This is a genomic window from Orenia marismortui DSM 5156 (genome assembly GCF_000379025.1).
Classification (GTDB): domain Bacteria; phylum Bacillota; class Halanaerobiia; order Halobacteroidales; family Halobacteroidaceae; genus Orenia; species Orenia marismortui.
In genome coordinates, this window is record NZ_KB900618.1 from 258138 (window position 1) to 283408 (window position 25271).

At 30.3% G+C, this 25271-nt stretch carries 16 protein-coding genes, 4 tRNA genes and 1 pseudogene; 1 reads left to right on the plus strand and 20 read right to left on the minus strand.

Annotation, left to right across the window (positions count from 1 at the left end):
• The first annotated feature begins 43 nt into the window (after nucleotides 1–43).
• Complete coding sequence (locus OREMA_RS0107260; RefSeq protein WP_083900082.1) at nucleotides 44–508, plus strand: hydrogenase maturation protease; 465 nt, start codon at nucleotides 44–46, stop codon at nucleotides 506–508.
• A 47-nt stretch (nucleotides 509–555) separates the two neighbouring features.
• Here OREMA_RS0107260 and OREMA_RS0107265 read toward each other — a convergent pair whose 3' ends face one another.
• From OREMA_RS0107265 to OREMA_RS18305, 20 genes and pseudogenes are all read right to left on the minus strand, one after another.
• A complete protein-coding gene (locus OREMA_RS0107265; protein WP_018248610.1) occupies nucleotides 556–1209 on the minus strand; it encodes a deoxynucleoside kinase in 654 nt (217 codons plus the stop codon).
• Nucleotides 1210–2027: 818 nt separating this feature from the next.
• On the minus strand, nucleotides 2028–3137 hold the full coding sequence (locus OREMA_RS0107270) for an SH3 domain-containing protein (protein ID WP_020493460.1): 1110 nt from the start codon (nucleotides 3135–3137) through the stop codon (nucleotides 2028–2030).
• Nucleotides 3138–3271: 134 nt separating this feature from the next.
• Nucleotides 3272–5845, minus strand: a complete 2574-nt coding sequence (gene clpB, locus OREMA_RS0107275; protein ID WP_018248611.1) for an ATP-dependent chaperone ClpB — start codon at nucleotides 5843–5845, stop codon at nucleotides 3272–3274.
• Nucleotides 5846–6141: 296 nt separating this feature from the next.
• On the minus strand, nucleotides 6142–8679 hold the full coding sequence (glgP, locus tag OREMA_RS0107280; RefSeq protein WP_018248612.1) for an alpha-glucan family phosphorylase: 2538 nt from the start codon (nucleotides 8677–8679) through the stop codon (nucleotides 6142–6144).
• A gap of 53 nt (nucleotides 8680–8732) precedes the next feature.
• Nucleotides 8733–10382, minus strand: coding sequence for a glycoside hydrolase family 57 protein (locus OREMA_RS0107285; protein ID WP_018248613.1), 1650 nt, complete (start codon nucleotides 10380–10382; stop codon nucleotides 8733–8735).
• Between the two features lie 194 nt (nucleotides 10383–10576).
• Nucleotides 10577–11311, minus strand: coding sequence for a DUF4912 domain-containing protein (locus OREMA_RS0107290; RefSeq protein ID WP_018248614.1), 735 nt, complete (start codon nucleotides 11309–11311; stop codon nucleotides 10577–10579).
• A gap of 2316 nt (nucleotides 11312–13627) precedes the next feature.
• Nucleotides 13628–13704, minus strand: a tRNA-Met gene (locus tag OREMA_RS0107300).
• Nucleotides 13705–13802: 98 nt separating this feature from the next.
• Nucleotides 13803–13878, minus strand: a tRNA-Met gene (locus tag OREMA_RS0107305).
• Nucleotides 13879–13983: 105 nt separating this feature from the next.
• Nucleotides 13984–14072: transfer RNA gene (locus tag OREMA_RS0107310), tRNA-Leu, on the minus strand.
• 89 nt (nucleotides 14073–14161) lie between these two features.
• Nucleotides 14162–14246: transfer RNA gene (locus OREMA_RS0107315), tRNA-Tyr, on the minus strand.
• A 161-nt stretch (nucleotides 14247–14407) separates the two neighbouring features.
• Nucleotides 14408–15481, minus strand: a pseudogene (locus tag OREMA_RS19460) (IS30 family transposase).
• 147 nt (nucleotides 15482–15628) lie between these two features.
• Entirely contained in the window at nucleotides 15629–16375 is a 747-nt protein-coding gene (locus OREMA_RS0107325) for a nitrite/sulfite reductase domain-containing protein (RefSeq protein WP_018248618.1), read from the minus strand.
• A gap of 63 nt (nucleotides 16376–16438) precedes the next feature.
• Nucleotides 16439–17122, minus strand: coding sequence for a nitrite/sulfite reductase domain-containing protein (locus tag OREMA_RS0107330; RefSeq protein WP_018248619.1), 684 nt, complete (start codon nucleotides 17120–17122; stop codon nucleotides 16439–16441).
• Between the two features lie 177 nt (nucleotides 17123–17299).
• Entirely contained in the window at nucleotides 17300–17944 is a 645-nt protein-coding gene (locus OREMA_RS0107335; RefSeq protein ID WP_018248620.1) for a hypothetical protein, read from the minus strand.
• A gap of 147 nt (nucleotides 17945–18091) precedes the next feature.
• Nucleotides 18092–18769: a Crp/Fnr family transcriptional regulator gene (locus OREMA_RS0107340; RefSeq protein ID WP_018248621.1), complete on the minus strand. Its 678-nt coding sequence runs from the start codon at nucleotides 18767–18769 to the stop codon at nucleotides 18092–18094.
• Nucleotides 18770–18924: 155 nt separating this feature from the next.
• Nucleotides 18925–19932 carry a sulfite reductase subunit C gene (gene asrC / locus OREMA_RS0107345; RefSeq protein WP_018248622.1) on the minus strand — a complete coding sequence of 336 codons (1008 nt, stop codon included), beginning with the start codon at nucleotides 19930–19932 and terminating at the stop codon, nucleotides 18925–18927.
• 16 nt (nucleotides 19933–19948) lie between these two features.
• The gene (gene asrB / locus OREMA_RS0107350) at nucleotides 19949–20749 is read right to left on the minus strand and encodes an anaerobic sulfite reductase subunit AsrB (RefSeq protein ID WP_018248623.1); all 801 of its coding nucleotides are present in this window, start codon (nucleotides 20747–20749) and stop codon (nucleotides 19949–19951) included.
• A complete protein-coding gene (gene asrA / locus OREMA_RS0107355) occupies nucleotides 20742–21761 on the minus strand; it encodes an anaerobic sulfite reductase subunit AsrA (protein WP_018248624.1) in 1020 nt (339 codons plus the stop codon). Before asrA ends, asrB begins: the two co-directional genes overlap by 8 nt.
• A 650-nt stretch (nucleotides 21762–22411) precedes the next feature.
• Nucleotides 22412–22795, minus strand: a complete 384-nt coding sequence (locus tag OREMA_RS0107360) for a PH domain-containing protein (protein WP_018248625.1) — start codon at nucleotides 22793–22795, stop codon at nucleotides 22412–22414.
• Nucleotides 22796–22823: 28 nt separating this feature from the next.
• Entirely contained in the window at nucleotides 22824–25067 is a 2244-nt protein-coding gene (locus tag OREMA_RS18305; protein ID WP_018248626.1) for an HD domain-containing phosphohydrolase, read from the minus strand.
• Nucleotides 25068–25271: the final 204 nt, after the last annotated feature.

The window sequence follows — 25271 nt, forward strand, 5'->3', positions numbered from 1 at the left end:
TCCTTAAGATAATAATATGTTTTTATTATCATAAATATTAAATATGAATAAAATAAAATATGATATTTTAATAATTGGATTAGGAAATTTAATCATGTCTGATGATGGAGTTGGAATCCATGTAATTAAGAAACTACAACAAGAAAATTTTGGGGAGAGAATCTTAGCCTTGGAAGTAGGAACCTCACCTCTTTATTATTTAGAGGAAATAAGTAAAGCAGCGAAGGTAATTGTAATTGATGCGGTTAAAGGAGGTGAAAAACCTGGCAGCATCTATAGGCTAGCTGAAGAAGATTTTAAATCTAGCCAAAATATTATAAGAGATTTTCATGAGTATTCATTATTAAATGTAATTAAATTAGCCAGAGAAATCACAGGACTGCCTGTTAATTTTATAGTCTATGGGATAGAACCTAAAAATTTGAATTTAGATCAGAAGCTATCTAAAATTGTAAGCAAATCACAACCTAATTTATTAAAACTTATAAAAAAAGAGTTAGAGGTTTAAACCTCTAACTCTTAAGTGAAATTATACAATTTTACTATAATCTAAATTTAAGAGAACTCTGCTAATCTTTTATCGATAATAGATAGTACTACTTGCTTGTCCTCTTCTTTTGTGACATCATATCTATCAGCATCTATAACTAATACCTCTGAGGCATCATAGTGATTAAATACCCAGTCATCATATCTAGAATGAAGATTTTTCATATATCTTTCTAATTCAGGATTATGATCAAACTGTTCAAAATCCCTTCCTCTTTTTTCAATTCTATCTTCTATGGTTTCAAAGGATGCCTGTAAATAAATGAATAAATCAGGTGCCTTCTTAGGCATACCCTCTAATTCTTCCATCATATTATCTAGCAACTCAAGATAACAATCAAATTCAGCCTCTGCCATATTTCCATCTTCATAATTAATTCTTGCAAATAAAGCATCTTCATAAATACTACGATCTAAAACATTATTTCTATCTTCTAAGGCCTCTTTAATCGATTTGAACCTTTTATTCAGAAAATGTATTTGTAAGGCAAAGGCCCACCTCTTTTTATTTGAATAGAATTTATCTAATAAAGGATTATCATCAACACTTTCATAAAAAACTTTACTATCTAAATGTTCTGCTATCATTTCAGCATAAGTTGTCTTGCCAACTCCTATCATTCCACCTAATACAATCACATAATTTCCTCCTTCATTCATTTCATACAGCCCCTTCATTACCAAAATAACAACTGCTCAAGTTATTAGCAATAATATTAAGATATTTAATTATCCCTTTTAGCTACTACTTGTTTTTAAACCTCCTAAATATACTCATCCAAATCTAAAGTGACAGTAACAAGTGACTAGTAACAGGTGATAAGTTAACCTCTTTACTGCTTACTCATCACTTGTCACTAGTTACTGAAGTATCTTAATATCCATAAAGATAGATTCAGATTTCACCATAAGCTTAGACAACTATAACTTATCACAAATATAAATTATCACTTTTTGGCGTTAGTTTTTCAAACTTAAGATTAAGTATCTAGCAAAAATCTAACTAATTAAAGCATTAAAATTAATTAGAATATATAAACTGCTAATTAAAAGATTATTTCGCAATGCTAAGTCATTTAATCTAAGTCGACCTTCCTCTTATCACTTTAGTAATATAAAAATCAAATTATATTAACAGAAGATAAGCTATAAATATGTAGTCAAACTTACTTCAGTTATGCATTATTTTAACAATAAGATATTTTCTTATGTATATTTCTGCATATCTTATTAAACAACTTACTTCTTCCCTTAATTACTATATTATATTATAGCAAAAAGTTCAATAAAAATAACAAAGTAATTCTATTCTTATGATATTTAGACAGATAAAATCATCTTTAACTGCTTAATAGTTCAATAATATCTAAGTTTTAGAACTATTTTCCTTACTATCAAAGTAATAAATTTAAATATAAGTTTGCACAAAGCAAAAGGAGCAATTTAGCTAAATTGTCCCTTTTGAATACTAAATTAGATTAATTACCCCAAATTCTATCCCTGTATTTATTTAAGCCATCATCCCACTTAAAGCCATTATTTTTAGCCTCTTCATAATAATCCTTTATAATTTGATATGTAGCTGTATCTTGATATCTCTTTAAATAATTCTCATAACTCAATCTTGCTTCTTCTCTTAAGATGTAATCATCCCAATAAGCAAATGCTGGTGTATTATCTGTTCCAAATAAGTACAAGCTCAAATAAGATTTATACTCTCTTTTAGCTAAATCTACCTCTTTAAGATTAGGATATTCATCTATCAACTTCTCCCAAGATAATAATCTTGCAGCTAATTCATCCCATGATATTAATATTGCTGCATCTTCTCCAGCATGTTCGTTAACTTCTCGAGATTGGAGCTTTAAAAACTTAGCATATCCCTTTGAAATAAAAGCTTCAAATTTAGCTAATAAATAATCTGGATTAACCTCAAGAAGAAGGCTTCCTTCAGGAATAGATATCCTATAGCCCTCATTCCTAATCAACTCTAAGTTTTCTTTTAATTTATTATCTTGGGGGGTATTAAGCACATCTCCGATAGAAGTATATTCTTCTTGCTCAAATCCAGTTTGAAATTCAGCAAATATCCCTTCTTCGATATTTTTAAAATCACTCCTATACTTATCGATCTCCTGTTTTTTAAGCTTGATAATATATCTTAAACCCTTATCTATTAATTTTGGATTAGAGCTTATTTCAGCATAAGCTAATAGAGTGTTTATTGCTTCTTTTGAAGCTAAATTGCTTGAATTAAAATAATGATCTAATCTTAAATTTAACTCCTCTTCTAAAGAATTATCTTCAGCAATAAACTCTCCAAAAACCCATCCTTTTTGATCATTAAAGTTGACTTTATAGTAATAATCCGTATAATTTTTATTATTTTCTTTAGACCTTGATCTTTCTAATATTTCTACTTTAGTACCAATATCTAAAAGCAGTTTAACCTTAGAATCTGTATTACTACCTTCCCTTAGCTTAACTGCCTTCCCTATAATATATCCCTGTCGAGTATTATTATAAGCTCTGCTACTTAAAGTAAATAGAATTAATAATCCCAGTAAAATTACCAAGACCTTCTTCATCTATTATCCCCCTTTTAAATTGCACTTATAAATAACTATCTTATCTAGTCATATTATACTAAAGATTACTTCTCCTTGCATAGATTTTTATAGATGCTAATAAAAAAGTTGAGGTTTATCACCTCAACTTTTCCTTAATTAAATATAAAATCTTCTCCATCATAATCTACAGTCACTTTATCACCTTCAGCAATATCACCTTCTAATAATCTTAGAGCTAATTTATCTTTAATATATTTCTGAATCACACGTTGTAATGGTCTTGCACCATAAGCAGGATCATAACCTAATTCAGCTATTTCATCTTTGGCAGCTTGAGTTAAGTCTATCTCTAAATTCTGTTTAGCTAATTTATCTTCCAAATAAGTAAGATGGATATTGATAATCTTCTTAATATCTTCTTGATCTAATGAATGGAAGATTATCTGTTCATCTATCCGATTAATAAATTCTGGACGAAAATGTGACTCAACTACATCTTTTACTTTTTTCTCCACCTCTGTCCTGTCTACAAGATCTTGAATATATTGGGAACCAAGATTTGAAGTCATAATAATCACTGTATTTCTAAAATCAACCTTTTTACCTTTGCTATCAGTTAAAATCCCATCATCTAACACCTGTAATAAAATATTAAAGACATCAGGGTGGGCTTTTTCTATTTCATCTAACAAAATAACAGAATATGGTTTTCTGCGAATCTTTTCTGTTAACTGCCCTCCATCTTCAAATCCAACATAACCTGGAGGAGAACCAATCAGCTTAGCTACAGCATGGCGTTCCATATATTCAGACATATCTAATCTTACAATTGCTCTTTGATCATCAAATAGATATTCTGCTAAAGTCTTAGCTAACTCAGTCTTACCTACACCTGTTGGCCCCATAAATAAGAATGAACCTAATGGACGATCTTCATCCTGCAAACCAGTTCGTGAACGGCGAATAGCATTGCTAACCGCTTTAATAGCATCTTTTTGACCTACAACTCTTTTGCTTAATTCTTTTTCTAAATGAATTAACTTATCTTTCTCTCCTTCCATTACTTTAGTTACTGGAATATCGGTCCAAGAAGCAATCACTTCTGCAATATCACCTGCACTAACCTCTTCTTTCAACAGATTTCTCTCTCTCTTCAGTAACTCTGCCTTAGTGTTAGCTGCTTTTAATTCTTCCTTCAGTTGATGAAGTTTTCCATATTTTAACCTGGCTGCAGTTTCATAATCAGCATCACGTTCTGCTGACTCTGCTTTGATTTTGGTCTCTTCTATCTCCTCTTTTATATCTTGAATTCGCTGAATAATCTCTTTTTCATTATTCCATTTAGCTTTTAATGGGTTGATATCTTCTTTTAATTCTGCTATCTCCTCTTCAATATCCTCTAAACGCTCTTTTGACATATGGTCATCTTCTTTTTTTAAAGCCTCTTTTTCTATCTCTAACCTACGTAACCTACGATCCAACTCATCAATTTCAGCAGGCATAGAATCGATCTCAATTCTTAATTTAGAAGCTGCTTCATCAACTAAATCTATTGCTTTATCTGGCAGAAATCTCTCTGTTAAATACCTATCTGATAATTTAGCTGCAGCTACTAAGGCATTGTCTTGAATCTTAATTCCATGATGTATCTCATATTTCTCTTTTAATCCCCGCAAGATAGAAATCGTATCATCTATACTTGGTTCATCAATTAAAATAGGTTGAAATCTACGTTCTAATGCAGCATCTTTTTCAATATGTTGCTTATATTCATCTAAAGTAGTTGCACCTACACAACGTAACTCTCCTCTTGCTAAAGCAGGTTTTAACAGATTAGCTGCATCCATAGCACCTTGAGTAGCTCCTGCCCCAACCAAAGTATGCATTTCATCGATAAATAGAATTATCTCTCCTTGGGCTTTCTTAACCTCTTTAAGTACAGATTTTAAGCGTTCTTCAAATTCACCACGATATTTTGCCCCTGCTACTAAAGCTCCCATATCAAGTGAAATTACCCGTTTATCCCTTAAACTATCGGGAATATCTCTATTAATAATTCTTTGGGCTAATCCTTCTACAATTGCAGTCTTACCAACACCAGGATCACCGATCAAGACTGGATTATTTTTGCGCCGCCGTGATAAAACCTGCATAATTCTTCTGATCTTCTCATCACGACCAATTACAGGGTCAAGCTTACCCTTTTTAGCTAATTCCGTTAAATCAATAGTATAATTCTCTAAAGCCCTATACTGCCCCTCAGCATTTTGACTACTGACTTTTCTACCACCACGAATCTCCTTAATAGCATTTTTGACATCTTTTAAATTAAGCCCCTTTTCAGTCAATAATTTAGCAGCCTTATTATTATTTTCTGCCAGAATAGCTAATAAGAAATGTTCAGTAGAAATATACTCATCCTCCAAACTCTTAGCTTCTTTTCTAGCCTGTCTTAATACTCTAGCTAAATCCTGAGATGTATATAATTCTCCATCATCTGAGTATACCTTTGGAAATTTATCACTTAGTTCTTCTAATTTTTTATATAAACTATCTAAATTAATCTCTAACTTCTGTAAAATAGGTCTAATAATACCTTTATCCTGTTTTAGCAGTGCCAATAATAAATGGGTAGGATAAAGTTCTTGATTATTATAATCTTCCGCTAAATGTTGAGCTTCCATTAATGCTTCTTGTGCTTTAATCGTAAAGTTATCCATCTTCATCTTTAGCACCTCCAGATAATATTTTTTACTGATTAGAAAAATATAAATTAGGATCTCTCTTATTTAATATTTTCTAATTTATTATGGCTATTTGACTAATCTTTAAATCAAAGCAAGTATATTATTAGCACTCAATGGTATTGAGTGCTAATAATATTATAAAAAAATATTCTTTAACTGTCAATAGTATCTAAAAATTTTATATAGAACACAGGCTAAAGTTTAAGTTTTGAAATCTAAGTCAAAAAATAAGTTTTACAATATAAAAACTCGGGTTTGAACCCGAGTTTTTTATATTAAATCCATTTAATTAAACCTAACTCATGCCTATGAGTTAAATTTTTTGAACTTGGTAGTACCCTAAAAGTATAATTATAAATACCAGTTTCATCAAAATTAATCTTAGCAATATAATTATAAATCCCATCTTCTTCTAATTGAAATTCCATTGGAATAATTTTAGTCTGAGATTCATTTAATTTATTAACTAGATAAACTTCAACTTCCACATCTTCTGCTAATAGCTGCCCCAAATCAACCTTAGCTGTTAATTCAATCTCATCTTTAATGCTAAAGCTTCCTTGATTACCTTCTTGCTCAGAATAAATTTTTATTTTATCCCAATTAGACTTTAACTTATGCTTCCAATCCGCTAACTCTATAGCCAATTGACAATTATCTTGATCCAATTCTTTTCCTCGCTTTATAGCAGGTAAATATAAATTGTTAGTATATTCTTGTACCATTCTATCTGTACTATATTCTGGAGCATTAGTAATCATAGACTCTTTCATTCTAGCAATCCATTCTTCTGCTATTTCATTACTGTCAGTATCATAATATAAGGGTACTATCTCTTCTTCTAAGGTCTTATATAATGAAATACTATCAATCAGATCTTGTTCTTCAGAACTACTATACTCTGACTTATGACCAATAGTCCAACCATTCTTTCCATTATAACCTTCACACCACCAGCCATCTAAGATACTGAAATTCAACCCAGCATTAGCTGCTACCTTCTGTCCACTAGTTCCACTAGCTTCTAAAGGCCTTCTTGGAGTATTTAACCAAACATCTACCCCTTGAACTAAATATCTAGCCAAATTCATATCATAATCTTCTAAAATAACTATCTTACCTTTGAACTCTTCACTTTCAGCTATATTATGAAGTTTTTTAATTAATTCTTGCCCTGGAATATCTGCTGGGTGTGCTTTTCCTGCAAAGATAAACTGAACTTCTTGCCCCTGATTATTACATATTTTCTTAAGCCTTTTTAAATCTTTTAATATTAATGTAGCTCTCTTATATGTAGCAAATCTGCGAGCAAAACCGATAGTTAAACTATTCTTATTTAATAAGTTACTATCTTTGCTTAAATTATTTATTTTACTATCCCTCTGTCTTCTTATTAAATCTCTTTTGCGAATATAATCTATCATCTTTGCCTTTAGGTCTTTATGGACTTTCCAAAACTCCTCATTAGGAATTTCTCTAACTTTTTTCCACATCTTCTGCTCTACAATTCTATCTCTCCAATTTTCTGGTAGATACTTATCCAATAAATTCTTCCACTCTGGAGCAAGCCAAGTCAAAGTATGAACCCCATTAGTTATATAACTTATAGGATTCTCATCAGTTGGTACTCCAGGCCATAATTCTTTCCACATAGCACTAGACACATCTCCATGTAATTTACTAACACCATTATGAAAAGATGATAAATTCAATGCTAAAACAGTCAAACCAAAACCTTCATCATAATCATGAATCTTACCAAGTTTCATAAATTCTTCTCTACTGATCCCTATCTCATTCCAATATTTAGAGAAGTATTTATCTTTAAGACTAAAAGAAAAGACTTCATTACCTGCAGGAACAGGAGTATGAGTAGTAAAGACAGTATTAGCAGATACTTTTTCTATTGCCTGATAGAAATTCATATCATAATCCTGGATTAGATCTCTAATTCTTTCTAATCCCAAATAAACAGAATGGCCTTCATTCATATGCCATGCCACTGGTTGATATCCCATTTTATATAAAGCTCTTGTTCCACCAATACCCAAAATAATCTCTTGAGATATTCTTGTTTCTGGCCCTCCACCATATAATCTAGAGGTTAAAGCTCTATCGACTTTATTATTAACCTCTAGATCAGCATCTAACAAATAAAGAGAAACCCTTCCAACCTTTACTTCCCAAACCTTTAAATATACATCTCTATCCTCTAATCTAACAGAAACAACTAGATCATTATCATTATCCTTTACTGGATTGACAACTAGCTCTTTAAAATCTAAATCATTATAAATAGATTTTTGCCAACCCTCTTCATTGATCTCTTGTCTAAAATAACCATTCCTATAAAGTAATCCTACTCCAACAAAAGGTAAACCTAGATCACTAGCTGACTTACAATGATCACCAGCTAAGACACCCAAACCTCCAGAATAAATTGGCAATGATTCATGTAAAGCAAATTCAGCGGAGAAATAAGCGATTACTCTATTATCATCTAAAGAATCAAAATTTAAATTAAACCAAGTATCTCTTCTATTTAAATACTTTTCAAAAGATTCCATAACTTTATTATAACATCTTAAGAACTCTTTATCTTTACCCAAATTTTGTAGAGTTTTATAGCTTACTTTTGAAAGAAGCTTTATAGGATTTTTTTCAACCTCTTCCCATAAGTTCATATCAATTCTCTTAAATAATTCTTCTGCTTCTGGGTTCCAAGACCACCATAAATTCTCTGCTAATTTCTTTAATCCTTCAATTTCCACTGGTAATTCTGGATTGACTGATATACTGCCATAAAATTGCATCAGACCACCTCTAAATCATCATATTTAATCTATTATATAGACTAATTACTGACTTAATTACAAATCTTAATATCCTCACCTTTACCTTCTATTCTAGGCTGATATTTTCTACTATAGACTTCATAATTAATATCAGGGAAGATATTATCCTTCCACTCTATATCACTTAAGCAATCTTCATCAATATTTCCTGACTTGATTTGATCATATAAACCAAGAAATCTACTAATATGGGCTTTAGTTCTATTAACTGCGTATTCTACTGTAGTACCTGTCATCATAATAAATGCCCAGTCACTACTTTGAGCTAACAGTACCTCTCTAGCAGCTTGATTTAATGCTCTTCTAGTTAAATCATCAGGATAATCAATTTCTGTTGCTAACTCTATCATCTTTTCAGCCAACTGATGTAAATGACGATAGATCCAATCATTACTTTCATCTAACCAAACATCATTATATCCTTTGGCACCCCAACTACACATTGGTGGTTGACAAACTTGATTGCTTGGGTACTCTTCCAAATAATCAATAGGGGATATCATTTTAACTACATCTTGATCAGAATATGCCTTTCTGATTAAATGATTTAAGAAATCTGGACCTTCATACCACCAATGTCCAAATAATTCAGCATCATAAGGAGACAATACCATTGGCTTTCTATCGATCAATTCACTTAAATATTCTATTTGTTTAGCTCTATTAAACAAGAAGTTTCCAGCATGATCAGCTGATTTCTCCCTAGCTCTATCTGGATCATATGGTGCTTTAGAATCTAAGCCTGCTTCATCTCCAGTAATTCTATAGTATTTGATTCCTGTATCCATTCTAATACCATCTGGATGAATATAAGGCCCAATATAATCTAAAGGTAATTCAAATCCGATATCACGATAAAACTCTCGGTAATCAAAATCTCCTGGATAACCCACTTTAGAACTCCATACTTGACGAGAAGACTCTTGATCTCTAGCAAAAGCTGCTACTCCTGATTTAGTGTAAATAGGTGCAAAAACCCCATATTTAGGACGAGGTGTTGCATGTAAAATTCCATGGGTATCTACAACAAAAAATCTAATCTTAAATTCTTTTAATATCTTATCAACACCAGGATAATAAGCACATTCTGGCAACCAGATCCCTCTTGGTTCCCTACCTAAGTGTTTTTTATGAGTTTCTATTGCCACTTCAATCTGTGCTCTTACAGCTTCTGGATACTGTTGCATTAATGGTAAATAGCCATGTGTAGCACCACAAGTTATAATCTCTAAATAACCTAAATCTTGAAACTTCTTAAAAGCATTTACTAAATTTTTCTTATACTTATGTAAAAAAGTATCTTTAGCTATTTCAAATCTCTCTAAGTAAAATCTAGCTGCTTTATTAATTTTAGGTTGATCTTTAGTTCGCTCTACCTCTTTATGAGCTAATTCGATTAATTTATTAATATGTCTAAGATAGCGATCCTGTAACAAAGGATCTGTCAACATAGATATTAATGGTGGAGTTAAAGACATAGTCAATCTATAATCAATACCATCTCTATGCAAACCTTCAAAATGATTAATCAAAGGTATATAGGTCTCTGTAATAGCCTCATAAAGCCAATTTTCTTCCATGAAATGTTCATGCTCTGGATGCCTTACAAAAGGTAAATGAGCATGCAATACCAATGCTAAATATCCTTTTTCTTCTACCACATTTATCACTCCCAACAAATTTAATATAATATACAAATTTGATTTAAAATTATCATTTGTACCTTATATAATAATTTATACAAGATTATTTTTTATCCTTTATTTTTTGTAAAAAATTTACATTGTGCTGGTTTGATATAGCTTTTAAATAAATATAGTTAGCAGCTAACTATATTTATTATTTATTCAACAAACTACTTAAATACATCTGAAGAACCAACTAAACGCTCACTAGAACCTTTTATCAACTCCAAAGAACTCAATCTCTTTTCTAAAGTAGAAATGTCAATATTGAATTCCCTACTAATTTGGCGTACCTCTTTTTTAATTAGATCATCAGAACTCATTGTATCTTCTACATTAATTCCTGCAGGTAAAACTCCAGATAATAAGTAGACAATATCCATAGTTTCTTTTACAGTCATCCATTCCTCATCTAATATATCACTAACTTGATTTGCTGGCATATTAATACGATTTGATTTAAGAACAGAATGTAAATTTCCAAATTGATCCAAAACACCCAACTTTACTTCATAAGATTTAGCTGATTTCAAATCATTTAAATACCAGCTATTATGACCTTCACTAATATCAATATCATAATAAACATTATAATCTCTTCCTAAACTCAAATTATAAACTCTTAAAATTAAAGGTATATCATCACCTTGACTATAGCCTGCTTTTGAACATACATTAGTTATTCTAGCAGATGTATACTCCCAATATAAGTGTGCAGTAGTTGGATTTTTAACTTGTAAAACCAGCTTATTATCACCATATTGATCAGGTATTTTATTCATATCAAGATTAGTATCTTCAATTTCATTATTATTTTTTTTAGGTACCGATTCACTAGATTGAGCACTAGTCAAAATTTCTTTATCTTTTAATTGATTTAAATTAACTTCTTGAATTTTAGACATATAATCTCCTCCTTTAAAATTATTTGATTAATTTAATAATATCTCTCTAATTAGATTATGAAAAAGATATACTTATTAATAACTATTAATTTAGATTTTTTTAATAATATCAAGATCTACTAAAATTTCAAAATAGATATTTTTTATATTTAATACTCTTCTTACCCAACAAACAAAATCTTATTAATTGATTAAAACATAAAGTAGATCATTTAAGTAAAACCGATAAACAAATTATGTATTAAACTTCAAAACTTTTCTTTTAAAAAACTTTAATTCATTCATCTCTTCTTAATTCATATCTAATATTACAGATATGTTCTACCCCTTTCAAATTATTATAAGTATAAATATTTTCTGTTTTGGATCATTCCATTTCTCTTGTAGTATTCTTTTATCTTCATACTTCTGCTCTAAATTATTTAGACTACAATCAATGAATATTGTTAATCTATTTTATAATTAATTAGATTAACAATACTATATAACTTTTCTAAACCTATTAACATACTTTAAAATTTCAACAAAATAAGATCTTTTAATCTCACATAAGTATACTAATTTATAACAATAACATCAAAAATAAATGGATAGATTAAAGAAAAGCTCTACAAATATCTTAATATTTTCATGAAAATATTAAGGCTAATAACTATGTTTCAACAATATGTCTAACAAATAATATAAAACTATAAAGGAACAAATTTCAAGCCAATTAATGTAAATGATTAATTTTAAATTATTCTAGACTGGTGATGTAGATATCCAACCTTAAAGTGAAATAAAAATAAACTAAAAACTTTGAAACCACGAAAGGTTTAAGGTCTAAAAGATTTTTTGAATCTTTTATTAGTGTTAATTTGTGTTCATTCGCACCCCAAGAGTATTTCCTCGGAAAAATCATCCTCGGGGCATGGTAAAAATAAGGTTTTAATTTACTTTTTAGAGTTGTTTATATACATGTCTTAAATACACAAAAATATTAACCTGCATGAACAGCCTAATTATAGTATTTGTAAATTAATATAATCATTTTTGCTCATTTATAGTATAAAATTGAAAATTAAACTTGATTGTTCAATTTTTTTATAATTATATCACACTACTCTATCTAAATAATAACAGTTAACTAACAATTAAGTTACAAAAATAAACTTAATCCTATTGAAGCATCCCCCCTAAATACCTTCTTTTCTTGAATATATTGCTAGTAATATTTCAGTTTTAAAGTAATAACTAATATTTTTATAGCATCTACCATTTTATTCTTAATTGATAAATACAACCATAGAACTTAATAAAATAGTTTTTTTATTAACAAATTCAAATATAAAAAAAGTTATTTAAATAAGAATAAGATATAAATACTTTATATCTTAAAAACTATTAGATCATAAACTCCTTTCTCACTTATATTTTCATTACATCTCAAATAGAAAATAAAAGACTACTACAATAAAATATATTCTCTTCATCCATAATTATTCATATTTTAGATAATAATACATAATTGCTTTTTTAATTTGAAATAAAAAGCATTAAAAATACTATATATATTGTGCACTATCCAATTATCTAACTTATTCAGCACAAATAATAATATACCTTTTCTCTATTATTAGTATTTGTCATCAGTGTTAATATTCACTTTGAAACATAAGTTTTTTATTCTAATTATAGAAAATTGTTTACATATCTTCTGAACTATCATATAATATTAGTAAGAAGAGAGTAATTAGTAGAATTCGTTCTCTTTAAAGTACTGAGTAGCCGAGCAAGTTTTTATTATAAAACAACTTGTGAGGTGATATTAATGTACTATGAAAGCATTTATTTCGTGAAATCTAAGGAGCAAGACCTTCTTAGAGCTGAGCGGCAGGCTGAACTAGAACGAAAAGCTAAAAAGCAAAAATAAGAAAAAGAGTAGATTAGGAGATTTCCTAATCTACTCTTTTTCTCTTATAAGTCAAACATATGTAGATACTATTTTCAAAGCTTTAATTTAATAATTCTTTCTACTCCCTATTGTAAAATACTCTTGAATTCATATAGATATCCAATTCTAAAGCGAAATTTAATGAATATAAAACATCAGTACCAAGTAACTAGAGCAGATGACAGCTTACTTATTTACTGGTTACTCGTTACTCATCACTTGTTACTAGTTACTGAAGTATCCAACTATCTTCTATCAAAAGACATCTATAAATCGGATAACTATATCAAATAAGAAAACTAATCCCCTGGCTTAATAATTTATTAAATAAAATAATAAAAACCATTCCCAGATTGGAAATAGTTACTTAAAATTAATTATGGTAGCGGCGGAGGGACTTGAACCCCCGACTCTACGGGTATGAACCGTATGCTCTAGCCAGCTGAGCTACACCGCCACGGATATATAATTGAGAATTGATAATGTAGAATTGAGAATTAAATATCTTTAAGAACTTCATCCTCAATTTTCATTTCTCCATTCTCCATTGATTTTTGGTTGCGGGGGATGGATTCGAACCAACGACCTTCGGGTTATGAGCCCGACGAGCTACCAACTGCTCCACCCCGCGACATTTATTTAATTTATAATTAACAATTGATAATGTATAATTAAAATCTTTAAATCCAAGACCTTTAATCATCAATTATCAATTTTACATTGTTAATTATTAAAGTGGTACCGGGGGTCGGGTTCGAACCGACACGGGCATAAAAGCCCACCGGATTTTAAGTCCGATGCGTCTGCCAATTCCGCCACCTCGGCATAATTTAGTTGTTGGCTGCTAATTGTTGGCCTCTAGCTTAGATCTTTAAAAGAACTTGCTAAAAGCTAATAACCAGTAGCTAATAAAATGGTGGAGGGGAGAGGATTTGAACCTCTGAAGGCGTCGCCGGCAGATTTACAGTCTGCTCCCTTTGACCACTCGGGAACCCCTCCACAATTATATATTTGTTTGCCTAAGGTACTATTTTCCCTTGCGACATTTAATATATTATCATCTTAGTTGATAAGTGTCAAGAAAAAATATATAATTTTTAATATTTTATAAATTGCAATATAAAATGCACGGTTTTTTATTACTCAATACCTCATAAATTTTAAGCTGCCTTTAACTGTTCTTCAAATATATAATTTGCATTCTTAAACCCAAACATTTTTCGTGGATAATTATTTATCCATCGCTCAATTCTTTTAACTTCATTTCTGCTAATATTCTTAAAGCTACTTCCTTTTGGTAAAAACCTTCTAATCATTTTATTTAAATTCTCATTACTACCTCTTTGCCAAGAACAATAAGCATCAGCATAATATTGACTAGTTCTTGAGATATCACTTCCTGTAAAGGAAGTTTCTATCCCTTCATAATCATAGAATTCTTTACCATTATCTGTAGTTATAGTTTTAAATAAGTCTCTAAATTTTCTAACTCCTATTCTTCTTTCTACGCGATCTAATCCTTTTATTACAGATTCTTGAGTCTTATTAGGTATTAGTTCTATTATTTCTTTGCGACTATATCTCTCTGTTAAAACTAATAAAAAGGGCTCATCTTTACCTTTCCTACCCTCTACTAAGTCCATTTCCCAATGACCTATTTCTGACCTTTTATCAGCTTCCTTAGGCCTATCTGATATCTTTCTTCCCTCTTTTCTCCTTTTTGTTGATTCTTTTTCTTTCTGTTTAGATTTATTAGTCTTTTTATATCTACCATAAACCAAATCTTCTCTCTATCTATAAACAGAATGCCTTTAATCTATATAATTATATATCGTCTTCCAATGTATTTTAATTTCAAACCCATCATCCTCTTTAATCATCTCTGCAATTACCTCTGGAGAATAATTTCCTTTTATTTTTTCTTCTATGAATTCAGCTAATTGATGATCTTTTCCTATTTTAATCTTAGCTCCTTTAGCAGTCGCATTGTTATCATATAAGTTTTGAGCTATATCAGCATCGTATTCTATTCTTTTAGTGTAATCTGAATTTAATAATACAAGCTTTCCCCTTTCAATTTCTCGACTTATTGTCGTCCTATGCCTCCCTAACTCTCTTGCTATTGCTGTCTTCGATTTGTTTTGTATATTATATAAATGTTCTATTATCTTTCTCTCTTCCCACTTTAAATGTTTTCCTTTTCTACTTTTTGTGTTATAATTATTTTGGCACATATTTAATACCTCCAATGTTTGCTTTGGTCAGTTAACATTATATATGAGGTATTAATGTGTGTCATTTTTTATTTTTTGAACTATCCGTGCATTTAATTATACAATGCACCAATTTTTAATATTTAAATATTAACCCTTTCTTATCTACTAATGATTACATTTAGAGTTAAAATCATTGCTTATATCACTAAGATTAAATTTTTCAGCTGAAATTATAATTTTAACCTCTTCCTTGTTAATAATCTCTTTCTTAAACTCTTCCCAACCAATTCTATTTATCATTTCTCCTAACCTTTCTCCTACTCGCCCCTGATCTTTATAATAATCTATAACTTGATCAATTAATACTAAAACTTCTTCATGCTTTAATTTATTGGCAAGTGGCTTTGCTAACATAGGTTTATGCCCGCCAGATCCACCTAATCTTAATTCAAATCCTTCTTCATTACCTACAACCCCAATATCCCTTATTGCTGGAGCAGTACAGGATAAATGGCACCCACTTACTCCCATTTTCATTCTTGATGGTAACTCCATTCCTAAATATTTATTTTCTAAAGCCATTCCTAACTTCACTGAATCTACCTTGCCACGTTTACAGAAACTAGTACCTGGACAAAATCTAACCCCTTTACACTTTAGTCCTGATCTATTCTTAGGTTTCATACCTAAGTCATCCCAAGCTTGGTCTACTTCTTCAGCCTTTAATCCAATTAACATTATCTGTTGTCCTGAAGTTATCTTAATAGTACAATTATATTTTTCAGCTACATCTGCTATCTTTTTTAGAGTTTTGGGATTAGTTAAACCTCCACTTATATGCGGAGTAATAGAATAGGTTCTTTTACTATTTTTTATCCTTTGTAAATTACCACCTTCAGGTAACTTAATCATTATTTTCACACTCCAATCTAATATAGATTAAGCTGTTAGTTTTAAAACTAACAGCTTATAAATTCAATCTATCATTACTTCTTGCTCAAATTCCTCGAAACCAATTCGATCAATAAACTCTCCTAATCTCTCACGTTTATTTCCATTTCCTTCGAAATAATGCATAATATTATCTATAATTTTCAGTGAATCTTCTGGTGTTTGATGTTCAGCTAAAACTTGTCCTAATCTAGCCTTAACTCCACCATGCCCCCCGACATAAATATGAAAACCTTTTGATGTTCCCATCAATCCTAAATCCCTAAATTCAGTGGCCATACATTTATTTACACAGCCACTAACTCCAACCTTAAACTTACCTGGTAATTCCATTCCATGGTATCTTTTATCTAATTCCATACCAATTGAAACTGAATCTTGCTGACCTCTTTTACAGAAGGTGGTTCCTGGACAAAACTTAACACTTCTAACACAAACTCCTATAGCATATCCAGGATCCATCCCCAGATCATTCCATACTGCATCTATATCCTCTTCTTTAATTCCTACAATTGCCAACCTTTGAGAACTAGTAGCTTTCACTGTTGCAGCATTATATTTTTTAGCTATTTCTCCAATCTTAATCAATTGATCAGGTTCTAATAAACCCCCTGGACTATGGGGAGCAATAGCATATGAACCATCCCTTTGCAAAACCGCCCCTTTTGCTAAGAGATCTTTTTTTGTTCCTTGACCTGTAGTGTCCATGTTTTTACCTCCTTAGATTTAATCAAATATTAGTATCTGGAGGTAAAAATAAAATTATACTTCTCAACAATTATTTTATAGGATTATAGTGTTTTATATTAATATAAAAAGAGCTACTATCTAGGTTAAAACTTAACTCGTATAAATTTTAGTAATTATTCTAGACTTCTATAACAACTATAATGTAAAGATATCCTCATATTGACCATCTAGTAGTTCGCGCTCATGATTAATATCTGAGTTAATAGCAGCTACAAAGGTAGCAATCCAAATACTATACAACTCATGCATTAATTCTATTGAAACACCTGCTGCTTTCCAAAATTCCGTATGCAATTGTCCATTATGTCTCCAAATAATCTTATCTGTTTCATTTCTTACTACTGCAGATAAACGGTCACAAGGCATCCTTTCTACCAAGGTATTTTTCAATAGTTCAAAAGCAGCTCTTAAATCATTTGAGTCTAATTCATTTAAAGAAGCATTAGCTAATTCTGCTCCATTATTACGATATACTTCTACTAATAATTCTTTATCATTATATTGATCCATTAATGCTTTTACAATAGCAGCTTCCCTTGTTTGAGCTACACTAATAGCTCCTTCTAACCATGGATGAATATGACTATCTCCAATTAATTCTTCTAAGGGGGTCTCACCTTTTAGATTTCCATATTCTTCTCTTATAGATTCTACGATCTCTTCAATTTCTGAACTTTCATACTTTTCTTTAAAAGCATTTATAATCTCTATCTCACGTTCTTCAACCACCTTAATTTGATTATATAACCAATGATGAATATGTCCTAATACCAAACTCATTTATATCACTCCTTGTTTGAAATTTAAGTAAATTTATTATTTAGACCCTTGACTTCTTTTCTAAATCTATTATTACATACTATAAACTTTAGTTCGTTGATTTATATCACAAAAAGCAATAAATCTTATAAATAGTTTGAATTATTCTCAGGTCCAATCATGCAAAGCATCTATATCCAAAATAGTTATTTGTGTATTGCCTACAAGAATAACCTCTTCTCGTTCAAGCTCTTTTAGAAAACGACTTACCGTTTCTCGGCTAGTTCCAATCATTAATGCCAATTCACGTTGACTTAAATTAAGATCTATCTCAATTCCTTCTCTATCCTCTTTTCCATAATCTCTAGCTAACTTCCAGAGCCTACTTGCAATTCTTGGCCCTGTCTTCTTTAGACCTAAATTCCTTAATTGTCGATAACTCTGCCGCAACTTTAAATTAGCGGAATTTAAGATATGTAAAGTTAAATTAAAATCTTCTTCCATAATCCTTAATAGAGGGTCAATAACTATTGAAATAATCCCTCCTTTTTCTATACATTCGGCAGTTACAGAACTTCTTCTACCATCTAAACTGATCTCATTAATTACATCTCCTCTTTCTAAGATGTGAATCATCTTTTCCTTACCACCCTCAGTGAACTTAGAAACCTTTACCCTTCCATTTACTATAATATATAACTTATTAACCTCTTCGCCATCAAAAAAAATTATTTGCCCAGGTTGATAGCTTTTTATTAATGCATATTCAGCTAAGGAATCTATAGTTTCTCCTTTTAAATTCCAAGCTCTTAGTAATTCAATCAATATTTCTTTAACTCGAAACATTCTACTACTCCTTTATGCTTTTAGCCTTATTATATACCAATTTAACAAAAATGAAAACTCGAAGGAGCTTTTCCCTCGAGTTAAGTTATTTAAAATTTATAACAAAATATATTTTTAATTTATAATAGCTAAAATGGTCTTCTTCTCTTCAGCTATTACTTATTTCCTACTTTAGTGAAATTATTGCTTGTATTTGTTTTATATCCAGGCCAGTCTATATGTTCTGCTATTCTACATTCTGGATTCAACTCTACACCTTTTAGAACCTCTTCTTTATAAGTTTGGAATCCAGTTCGATCTACGATATAACCTACATGCTCTTTAGCTAAACTCCGATCAATATATTTGTCTATATACTGGTAAGTATTATTAATAATATCAATGATAGCATCTTCTGTTACCCATTCTAAAAAAGGCATTGCTAAACGAGGGTTTCTCTTACCTGTACGCCCCATAATTAATAATTTATAGTATTTTTTGCTTGTATCTCTTGTCCAAGCATTAGTTGGGCATTTAGAAATACACTCACCACAGCCTATACACTTATCTTCATCTCTAACAACTTTATAATTTTCAAACTTTAATGCTCCTGTTGCTCTCTTCTTACAATTTTTCACACATACCCCACAACTAATACAGCGATAAGCATCATAAACTGGAAGATCCATACCTAATACTCCATAGTCTTGCATATGAGCCTTAATACAGTCATTTTGACATCCAGATACTGCAATTTTCACATGAAAGTCATTAGGAAAGATATTACGTTCAATTCTTTGAGCCAATTTAGTAGTATCATACTTAGCATAGCGACAGACTTTATTTCCAATACAAGCTGATACATTACGAGTTCCAGCTGCTGGATAACCATCTTCTGGGTTACCAATCTCTACACCAATTCCTTTTTCCATACCTTCAATCAGAGGAGCAACCTTTTTATTGACTTCCTCTACTTTATCCATTGGAATTCCTGTAATCTCAAAGCCTTGACGTGTTGTGATATGCAGATTTCCATCTCCATACTCTTCAGCTATTTGTTGAAGAATTGTTAAATATTTCGCCTCTAAATGACCACCTGGTACCCTAACACGTAAAGCTGTAATATTACGCTCTTTTGTTATCCGATAAGCATTCTTCTTAAATTCTTTAACATTTAATGACATATTATTACTCCCCCCTTTAATCAACTAATTCTTTAGCTTTTGTATAATTAAATACTGGTCCTTCTAAGCAGATATAAGTGTCATCCATCTTACAATGTCCACACTTTCCAATTCCACAAGACATCTTCCGTTCAAAAGAAACCCAAATTTGTTCTTCTTGAATATCATACTTCATAAACTCTAAACTAGTAAATTTCATCATAATTGGAGGTCCTACAATAATTACTTCCATATTATCTAGATTACTAAAGTCTACTTGATCAACAAAGCCAGTAATTAACCCAACATTCCCATCCCAAGCTTGATCTCCTTCATCAACTGTTAAAATAACATTAATGTGATCTGCTGCTTTCCATTTAGCAATTTCATCACTAAATAAGATATTAGCTGGATTTTTAAAACCAAGCAATAAAGTTAAGGAGTTAACTACTTTAGGATTTCTATAAAAATAATTAATAATACTCTTAACTGGAGCTAAGCCAGTTCCCCCTGCAGAAATCACTAAGTCCTTGCCTTGATACTCTTCCATCGGAAAACCATTCCCATAAGGACCTCTAATCCCTAATTTATCTCCTACTGTTAAGTGAGCTATTTGATTAGTTACCTTTCCTACATGTCGGATAGTTAAATCAATATAATCATCACCAAAATCACTAACAGAGATTGGGCATTCTCCAATTTTGGGAATAGATACTTCTACAAATTGTCCATTATCAACATCTAAATCTACTGCTAATCTATATGTGTAATCAACTTCACTTTGTGCAGTAATATCTGTAATCTCTACAGCTTTTGGTATATAAGGATTATTAGGCATCTGCTTTCCCCTCCTTAATAGCTTGATTTAATTTCTTAATTGCTCCAACAAATGAGATATATTTTGGACAAACATCTTCACAACGACCACAGCCCACACACATATCTATATCAAATCGCTTACGAAAGTCATAAATCTTGTGCATTGTCTTAAATCTCATTCTATCTCCATAATTTGTTCTAAAGTCATGACCTCCAGCCATCTCTGTATATCCATCTATATGGCATCCAGCCCAAACTCTTCTTCGTTCTCCAAGATTCTCATTATCTTTATAAGCTATATCTTGCATTGTCCAACAACTACAGGTTGGACAAGACATATTACAACGACCACAACCTATACAGCGTTTACTATATTCTTTCCAAATCTCTGATTCAAATAGATCTGTTGTAATATCTTCTAGTGCTGGTACTTCTACTGCCACTTCATTCTCTTGAATAAATTCTGGAGTAAATTCTACCTCTTCTTGATCTACAAAGATTTGAGTTAAGCTATCATCTTTCACTTCACAAAATACTTCATCTTCACTTATTCTTAAGAAGATTGAATAATCATCAGTTTCATTAGTCCCCATAGAAACACAAAAACAAGAATCAAAGCCCTCTGTACATTCTATTACTGCAAACTTAACCTTCTCTCTTAACCTTTTATAATAAATATCTTCTTCTGGACCATTTTCTAAGAAGATCTTATCCAACCTTTTAAAAGCATTCACTTCACAAGGTCTTAAAAAGACAATTACTTTATCAGTATCTTCTTCAGCCTCAATATATTCATCACCATTAAAATAGAATAATGTTTGAGTAATTGGAAAAACAATATCCTTGGGAGAATATTTAGTCTTTTCATTAAACTCAATCTCAGCAAAACTATTTACTTGACCATAAGTAATTAGATCTGTATCAGAAAAGGTTCCTTTATCCTTCTTTCTAGTTGGTGCATAAATTTTGTATTCATTCTGTAGCTTCTTTAGAATATCATCAGCTTCTACATAATTTAATTTATAAGCCATATCCTTTTCACCCACCCTTTTAATTTTTCTATTTAACTATTGAATTGTGAATTAATTCATTAAAAACTCCAAATTTTTGCATTCGCTACCTATCTTATCACATTTTTAATCTATCATTTGTGACAAAACTCACATTTACTATCTAGTATTATAATTTTCTAAGAACTAGTAGTATGATTAGCTCATTCTCCAAACAAGAGAGGAATCAACTGACAAAAATAATACTAATAATTAATTATCCACTTATCCATCTCTTATTTCCTAATAAAATTAAATCTAATACTCCTTTTTCCATATAGCTGCTCTAAAGCCCTCAAAACTTTGTTCTTTACTTCACAACTATATAATAGCATATCTAAAGTTTTTATGTTGTGATAAATCTCACGTTTATAAAAATAATAATTTTCTTTAAATAATTATTAAATTCAAATCTGCTATCATTTAATTAAGACTTATTAAAAGAAGAAACTAGTCTCTCTTACTTTAGTGACTGCTAATTAATAACTAGTTACTATTAAAAGCAAAGCTATAACTTGACCACAAACTCAAAAAGTATACTTTCTTTACTAACAAAAAAATAATAGCTTCACTATCTTAAGATAGTGAAGCTATTAAAAATACATCTCTTACTAAAATATAGAGTTTTTCTTTTATAAATTTAATAAATACTTAGCTAATGTTCTCTGAACCTCAAGAATATTACTACTATTCTTAGCAAATTGCTTTGTTAGAGGCATACTTGATCCTGCTATCCAAAGCTTTAATTCTGAATCAGCATCAAAAGTTCCAGCTGTTTCTATACTAAAATGTCTAATACTTTTATATAGTATTGAATGATACTCAACCTTCTTTCCAGTCACTCCTTGCTTATCTACAAGTATAAGGCGCTGACTGCTAAATACAAAATAATCTCTTAATACCTTATATCCTTTTTCAATTACTTCTCCTTCGATTAATATCTCACTTAGCTCCTCTTTAAGATCTTCCAAATTCATTTCTGTTGCATTCCCCATAAGCCCATCTAAAAAGCCCATAAAATCTCCTCCTCTAGAGCCTTAATAATTAATTATCAATTTTATTCTCTTCTAATAACTTTAAGAAAATATCCACTACCTTAGGTGCAAATTGTTTACCTCTATTCTCCTTAATCTCCTGAATAGCAATCTCTTTATCTAAAGCTTTGCGATAAGATCTATTTGATCTCATTGCATCCCAAGTATCTGCTACTGTAATAATTTGAGAAATAAGTGGAATCTGATCTTTTTTAATTTCCTCTGGATAGCCACCACCATCCCATGCTTCATGATGATATAGTACAATTTCTGCTATGTTTCTTAATTTTTCGCAACTCTTTAAGGTATCATACGCCCAAACTGGATGTTCTTTAATCAATTTATATTCTTCATCAGTTAATTTCTCTTCTTTATTTAAAATCTCTTTTGGAATTAATATTTTTCCGATATCATGAACTAATCCAGCCCAATAAGCTTGATTTATTGCTATATCTGATAAATCCATTCTTTGAGCTATCTTCTTGGAGATTTTTGCAACATTCTCTGAATGACCAGTTGTATATTCATCATGTATTTCCAACATCTTTACGATAGAGAAGATAATCCCCCTCTTAAATTCATCCTGTAAATCATTGTATTTTTGCATAGCATAGTAAGAAGATATAATACTCTTAAATGCATTCATTAGATCTTCTGCTTTTTTATCAAAATTCTTATTGCTATCTATGCCTATATCTAAGCTAATACCAGCTAAAGCTTCATTGTTATCATATAGATCAAAGGAGATAGTCTCCTTTATCGGTTTGGATGCTTCTTGTAATTTCTCCTTTTCATAGTCATCTGCTGAATATAAGGAAATAATATCTCTGATAACATTTACCCCTTTATTTCTCTTTTTAAATTCTTCTTCACTGAGATTTAAGTCTTTTAAGCTATCTAAATCATGACCTATAGCATCAAGAAACTTTACTTTTTTATTTTGATAGAGATAAACGCTTCCATAATCAGCTTCAGGAATGATTTTTATTGCCTTATTTAATAGATAAGATAAGAATTCCTCTTCATTCCTAATAGTTGATTGTGATAAATTAGATAACAATTCAATCAGATTTTTCAAATCATTTGCTAGTTTATTAGCGTTAATATATGCTTCTTCTAATTCCTCATTTTGGGCAGTTATTTCCTCATTATAAGCCTCTAATTGTTGATAATTTGCTTCAATTTCTTCACTCATTCCATTAAGTGCAGCCAATAAAACTCCAATCTCATCTTTTCTTTTAATTTCAATCTTTCGAGCATTAAAAGGATCATTTGATACCCCATCGGCAAACTCTACAGCTTTCTTAATTGGAATTAATAAATATTGTCTATTAATAAGATAGACAATTAAGGTTAACATAATAATAACTACCAAGGTTAAAAGTATAATCTTCCTATTTAATTGATTGCTAATATCATAAACCTCACTTAGAGGATTTTGTGTCAATATTACTCCATCTATCCTATCAATACTAACATAAGAAGCTAAATTCATTTCACCTTGATACTTATACTTTAAATTACCTTCTTTATTAGCTAAAACTTTCTCGATATTAAACAATTGATTTATATCAAATTTTTTATTAATCAGACCTTGATCAGGGTGAGCAATCAATTCTCCACTTTTAGCTATCATGTAGGCAAATCCTTTTTCTCCTACCTTTTTACTAACTAATTTATTACTTAAAGTTTCTAAAGTTACATCTACTGCTAATACTCCAATAAACTTTTCAGCTGAACTGTATACTCTTTTAGCAACAGTAATAACTTTTTCGCCTGTAAATGCATCTTCATAGACCTTAGTCCAAATTATCCCTTCATTTTTTACAGCTCTTTTATACCATGATCTTAGCCTTGGATCAAAACCTTCATCATCTACTTTAGAATAAGATATAAATTCTCCTGACTTTGTGCCAAAGTATATATTTAAAAAATAATCATATTCACTGTCTATCTCTTCAAACTTCTTTAACATATATTTCTTATCAATATTTTTAATTCCACTTTCATTACTAAGGGTCTGAACTATTATTTCTGTTTGATCTAAAAAACTATCAGCTCTCTCCTTAAAAGATCGAGCTATCTCTAGATTTCTTTCCTGAGCTAATTTATTTACTTTAGTAGCTACCAAATTATTAATCAACAGTGCTAACACTGATATAAATAAAATTAATGCTATTATTATTATTATATTAACCTTTAGTATCAAGCTATCATTTAATTTTATTCCTCTATTCTTTTTATTTAACTTCACAGTCCTCACCTATTTCATCTTAATGTGCCATACCAGAATAAAAACTTATGAATAATATAACCTTTCAATCTAACCTTATATAACCCTAATCTATGAATCTAAAATAAAAATACTTATCTTTTATTTTAATACAATTTAATTATAAAAATCTTCTTAATTTTAATAATTAGACAAAAATATTCAAAATTCCTCTGTAATCTTTAG

What these genes read in the sequence shown, in the direction of transcription:
- OREMA_RS0107270 (WP_020493460.1), bottom strand. Translation starts at nt 3,137, where the DNA reads ATGAAGAAGGTCTTGGTAATTTTACTGGGATTATTAATTCTATTTACT.
- glgP (WP_018248612.1), bottom strand. Translation starts at nt 8,679, where the DNA reads ATGCAATTTTATGGCAGTATATCAGTCAATCCAGAATTACCAGTGGAA.
- OREMA_RS0107330 (WP_018248619.1), bottom strand. Translation starts at nt 17,122, where the DNA reads ATGGACACTACAGGTCAAGGAACAAAAAAAGATCTCTTAGCAAAAGGG.
- OREMA_RS0107290 (WP_018248614.1), bottom strand. Translation starts at nt 11,311, where the DNA reads ATGTCTAAAATTCAAGAAGTTAATTTAAATCAATTAAAAGATAAAGAA.
- asrC (WP_018248622.1), bottom strand. Translation starts at nt 19,932, where the DNA reads ATGTCATTAAATGTTAAAGAATTTAAGAAGAATGCTTATCGGATAACA.
- OREMA_RS0107265 (WP_018248610.1), bottom strand. Translation starts at nt 1,209, where the DNA reads ATGAATGAAGGAGGAAATTATGTGATTGTATTAGGTGGAATGATAGGA.
- OREMA_RS0107260 (WP_083900082.1), top strand. Translation starts at nt 44, where the DNA reads ATGAATAAAATAAAATATGATATTTTAATAATTGGATTAGGAAATTTA.
- asrB (WP_018248623.1), bottom strand. Translation starts at nt 20,749, where the DNA reads ATGCCTAATAATCCTTATATACCAAAAGCTGTAGAGATTACAGATATT.
- OREMA_RS0107325 (WP_018248618.1), bottom strand. Translation starts at nt 16,375, where the DNA reads ATGATTAAGTTACCTGAAGGTGGTAATTTACAAAGGATAAAAAATAGT.
- OREMA_RS0107335 (WP_018248620.1), bottom strand. Translation starts at nt 17,944, where the DNA reads ATGAGTTTGGTATTAGGACATATTCATCATTGGTTATATAATCAAATT.
- OREMA_RS0107360 (WP_018248625.1), bottom strand. Translation starts at nt 22,795, where the DNA reads ATGGGCTTTTTAGATGGGCTTATGGGGAATGCAACAGAAATGAATTTG.
- clpB (WP_018248611.1), bottom strand. Translation starts at nt 5,845, where the DNA reads ATGAAGATGGATAACTTTACGATTAAAGCACAAGAAGCATTAATGGAA.
- asrA (WP_018248624.1), bottom strand. Translation starts at nt 21,761, where the DNA reads ATGGCTTATAAATTAAATTATGTAGAAGCTGATGATATTCTAAAGAAG.
- OREMA_RS0107340 (WP_018248621.1), bottom strand. Translation starts at nt 18,769, where the DNA reads ATGTTTCGAGTTAAAGAAATATTGATTGAATTACTAAGAGCTTGGAAT.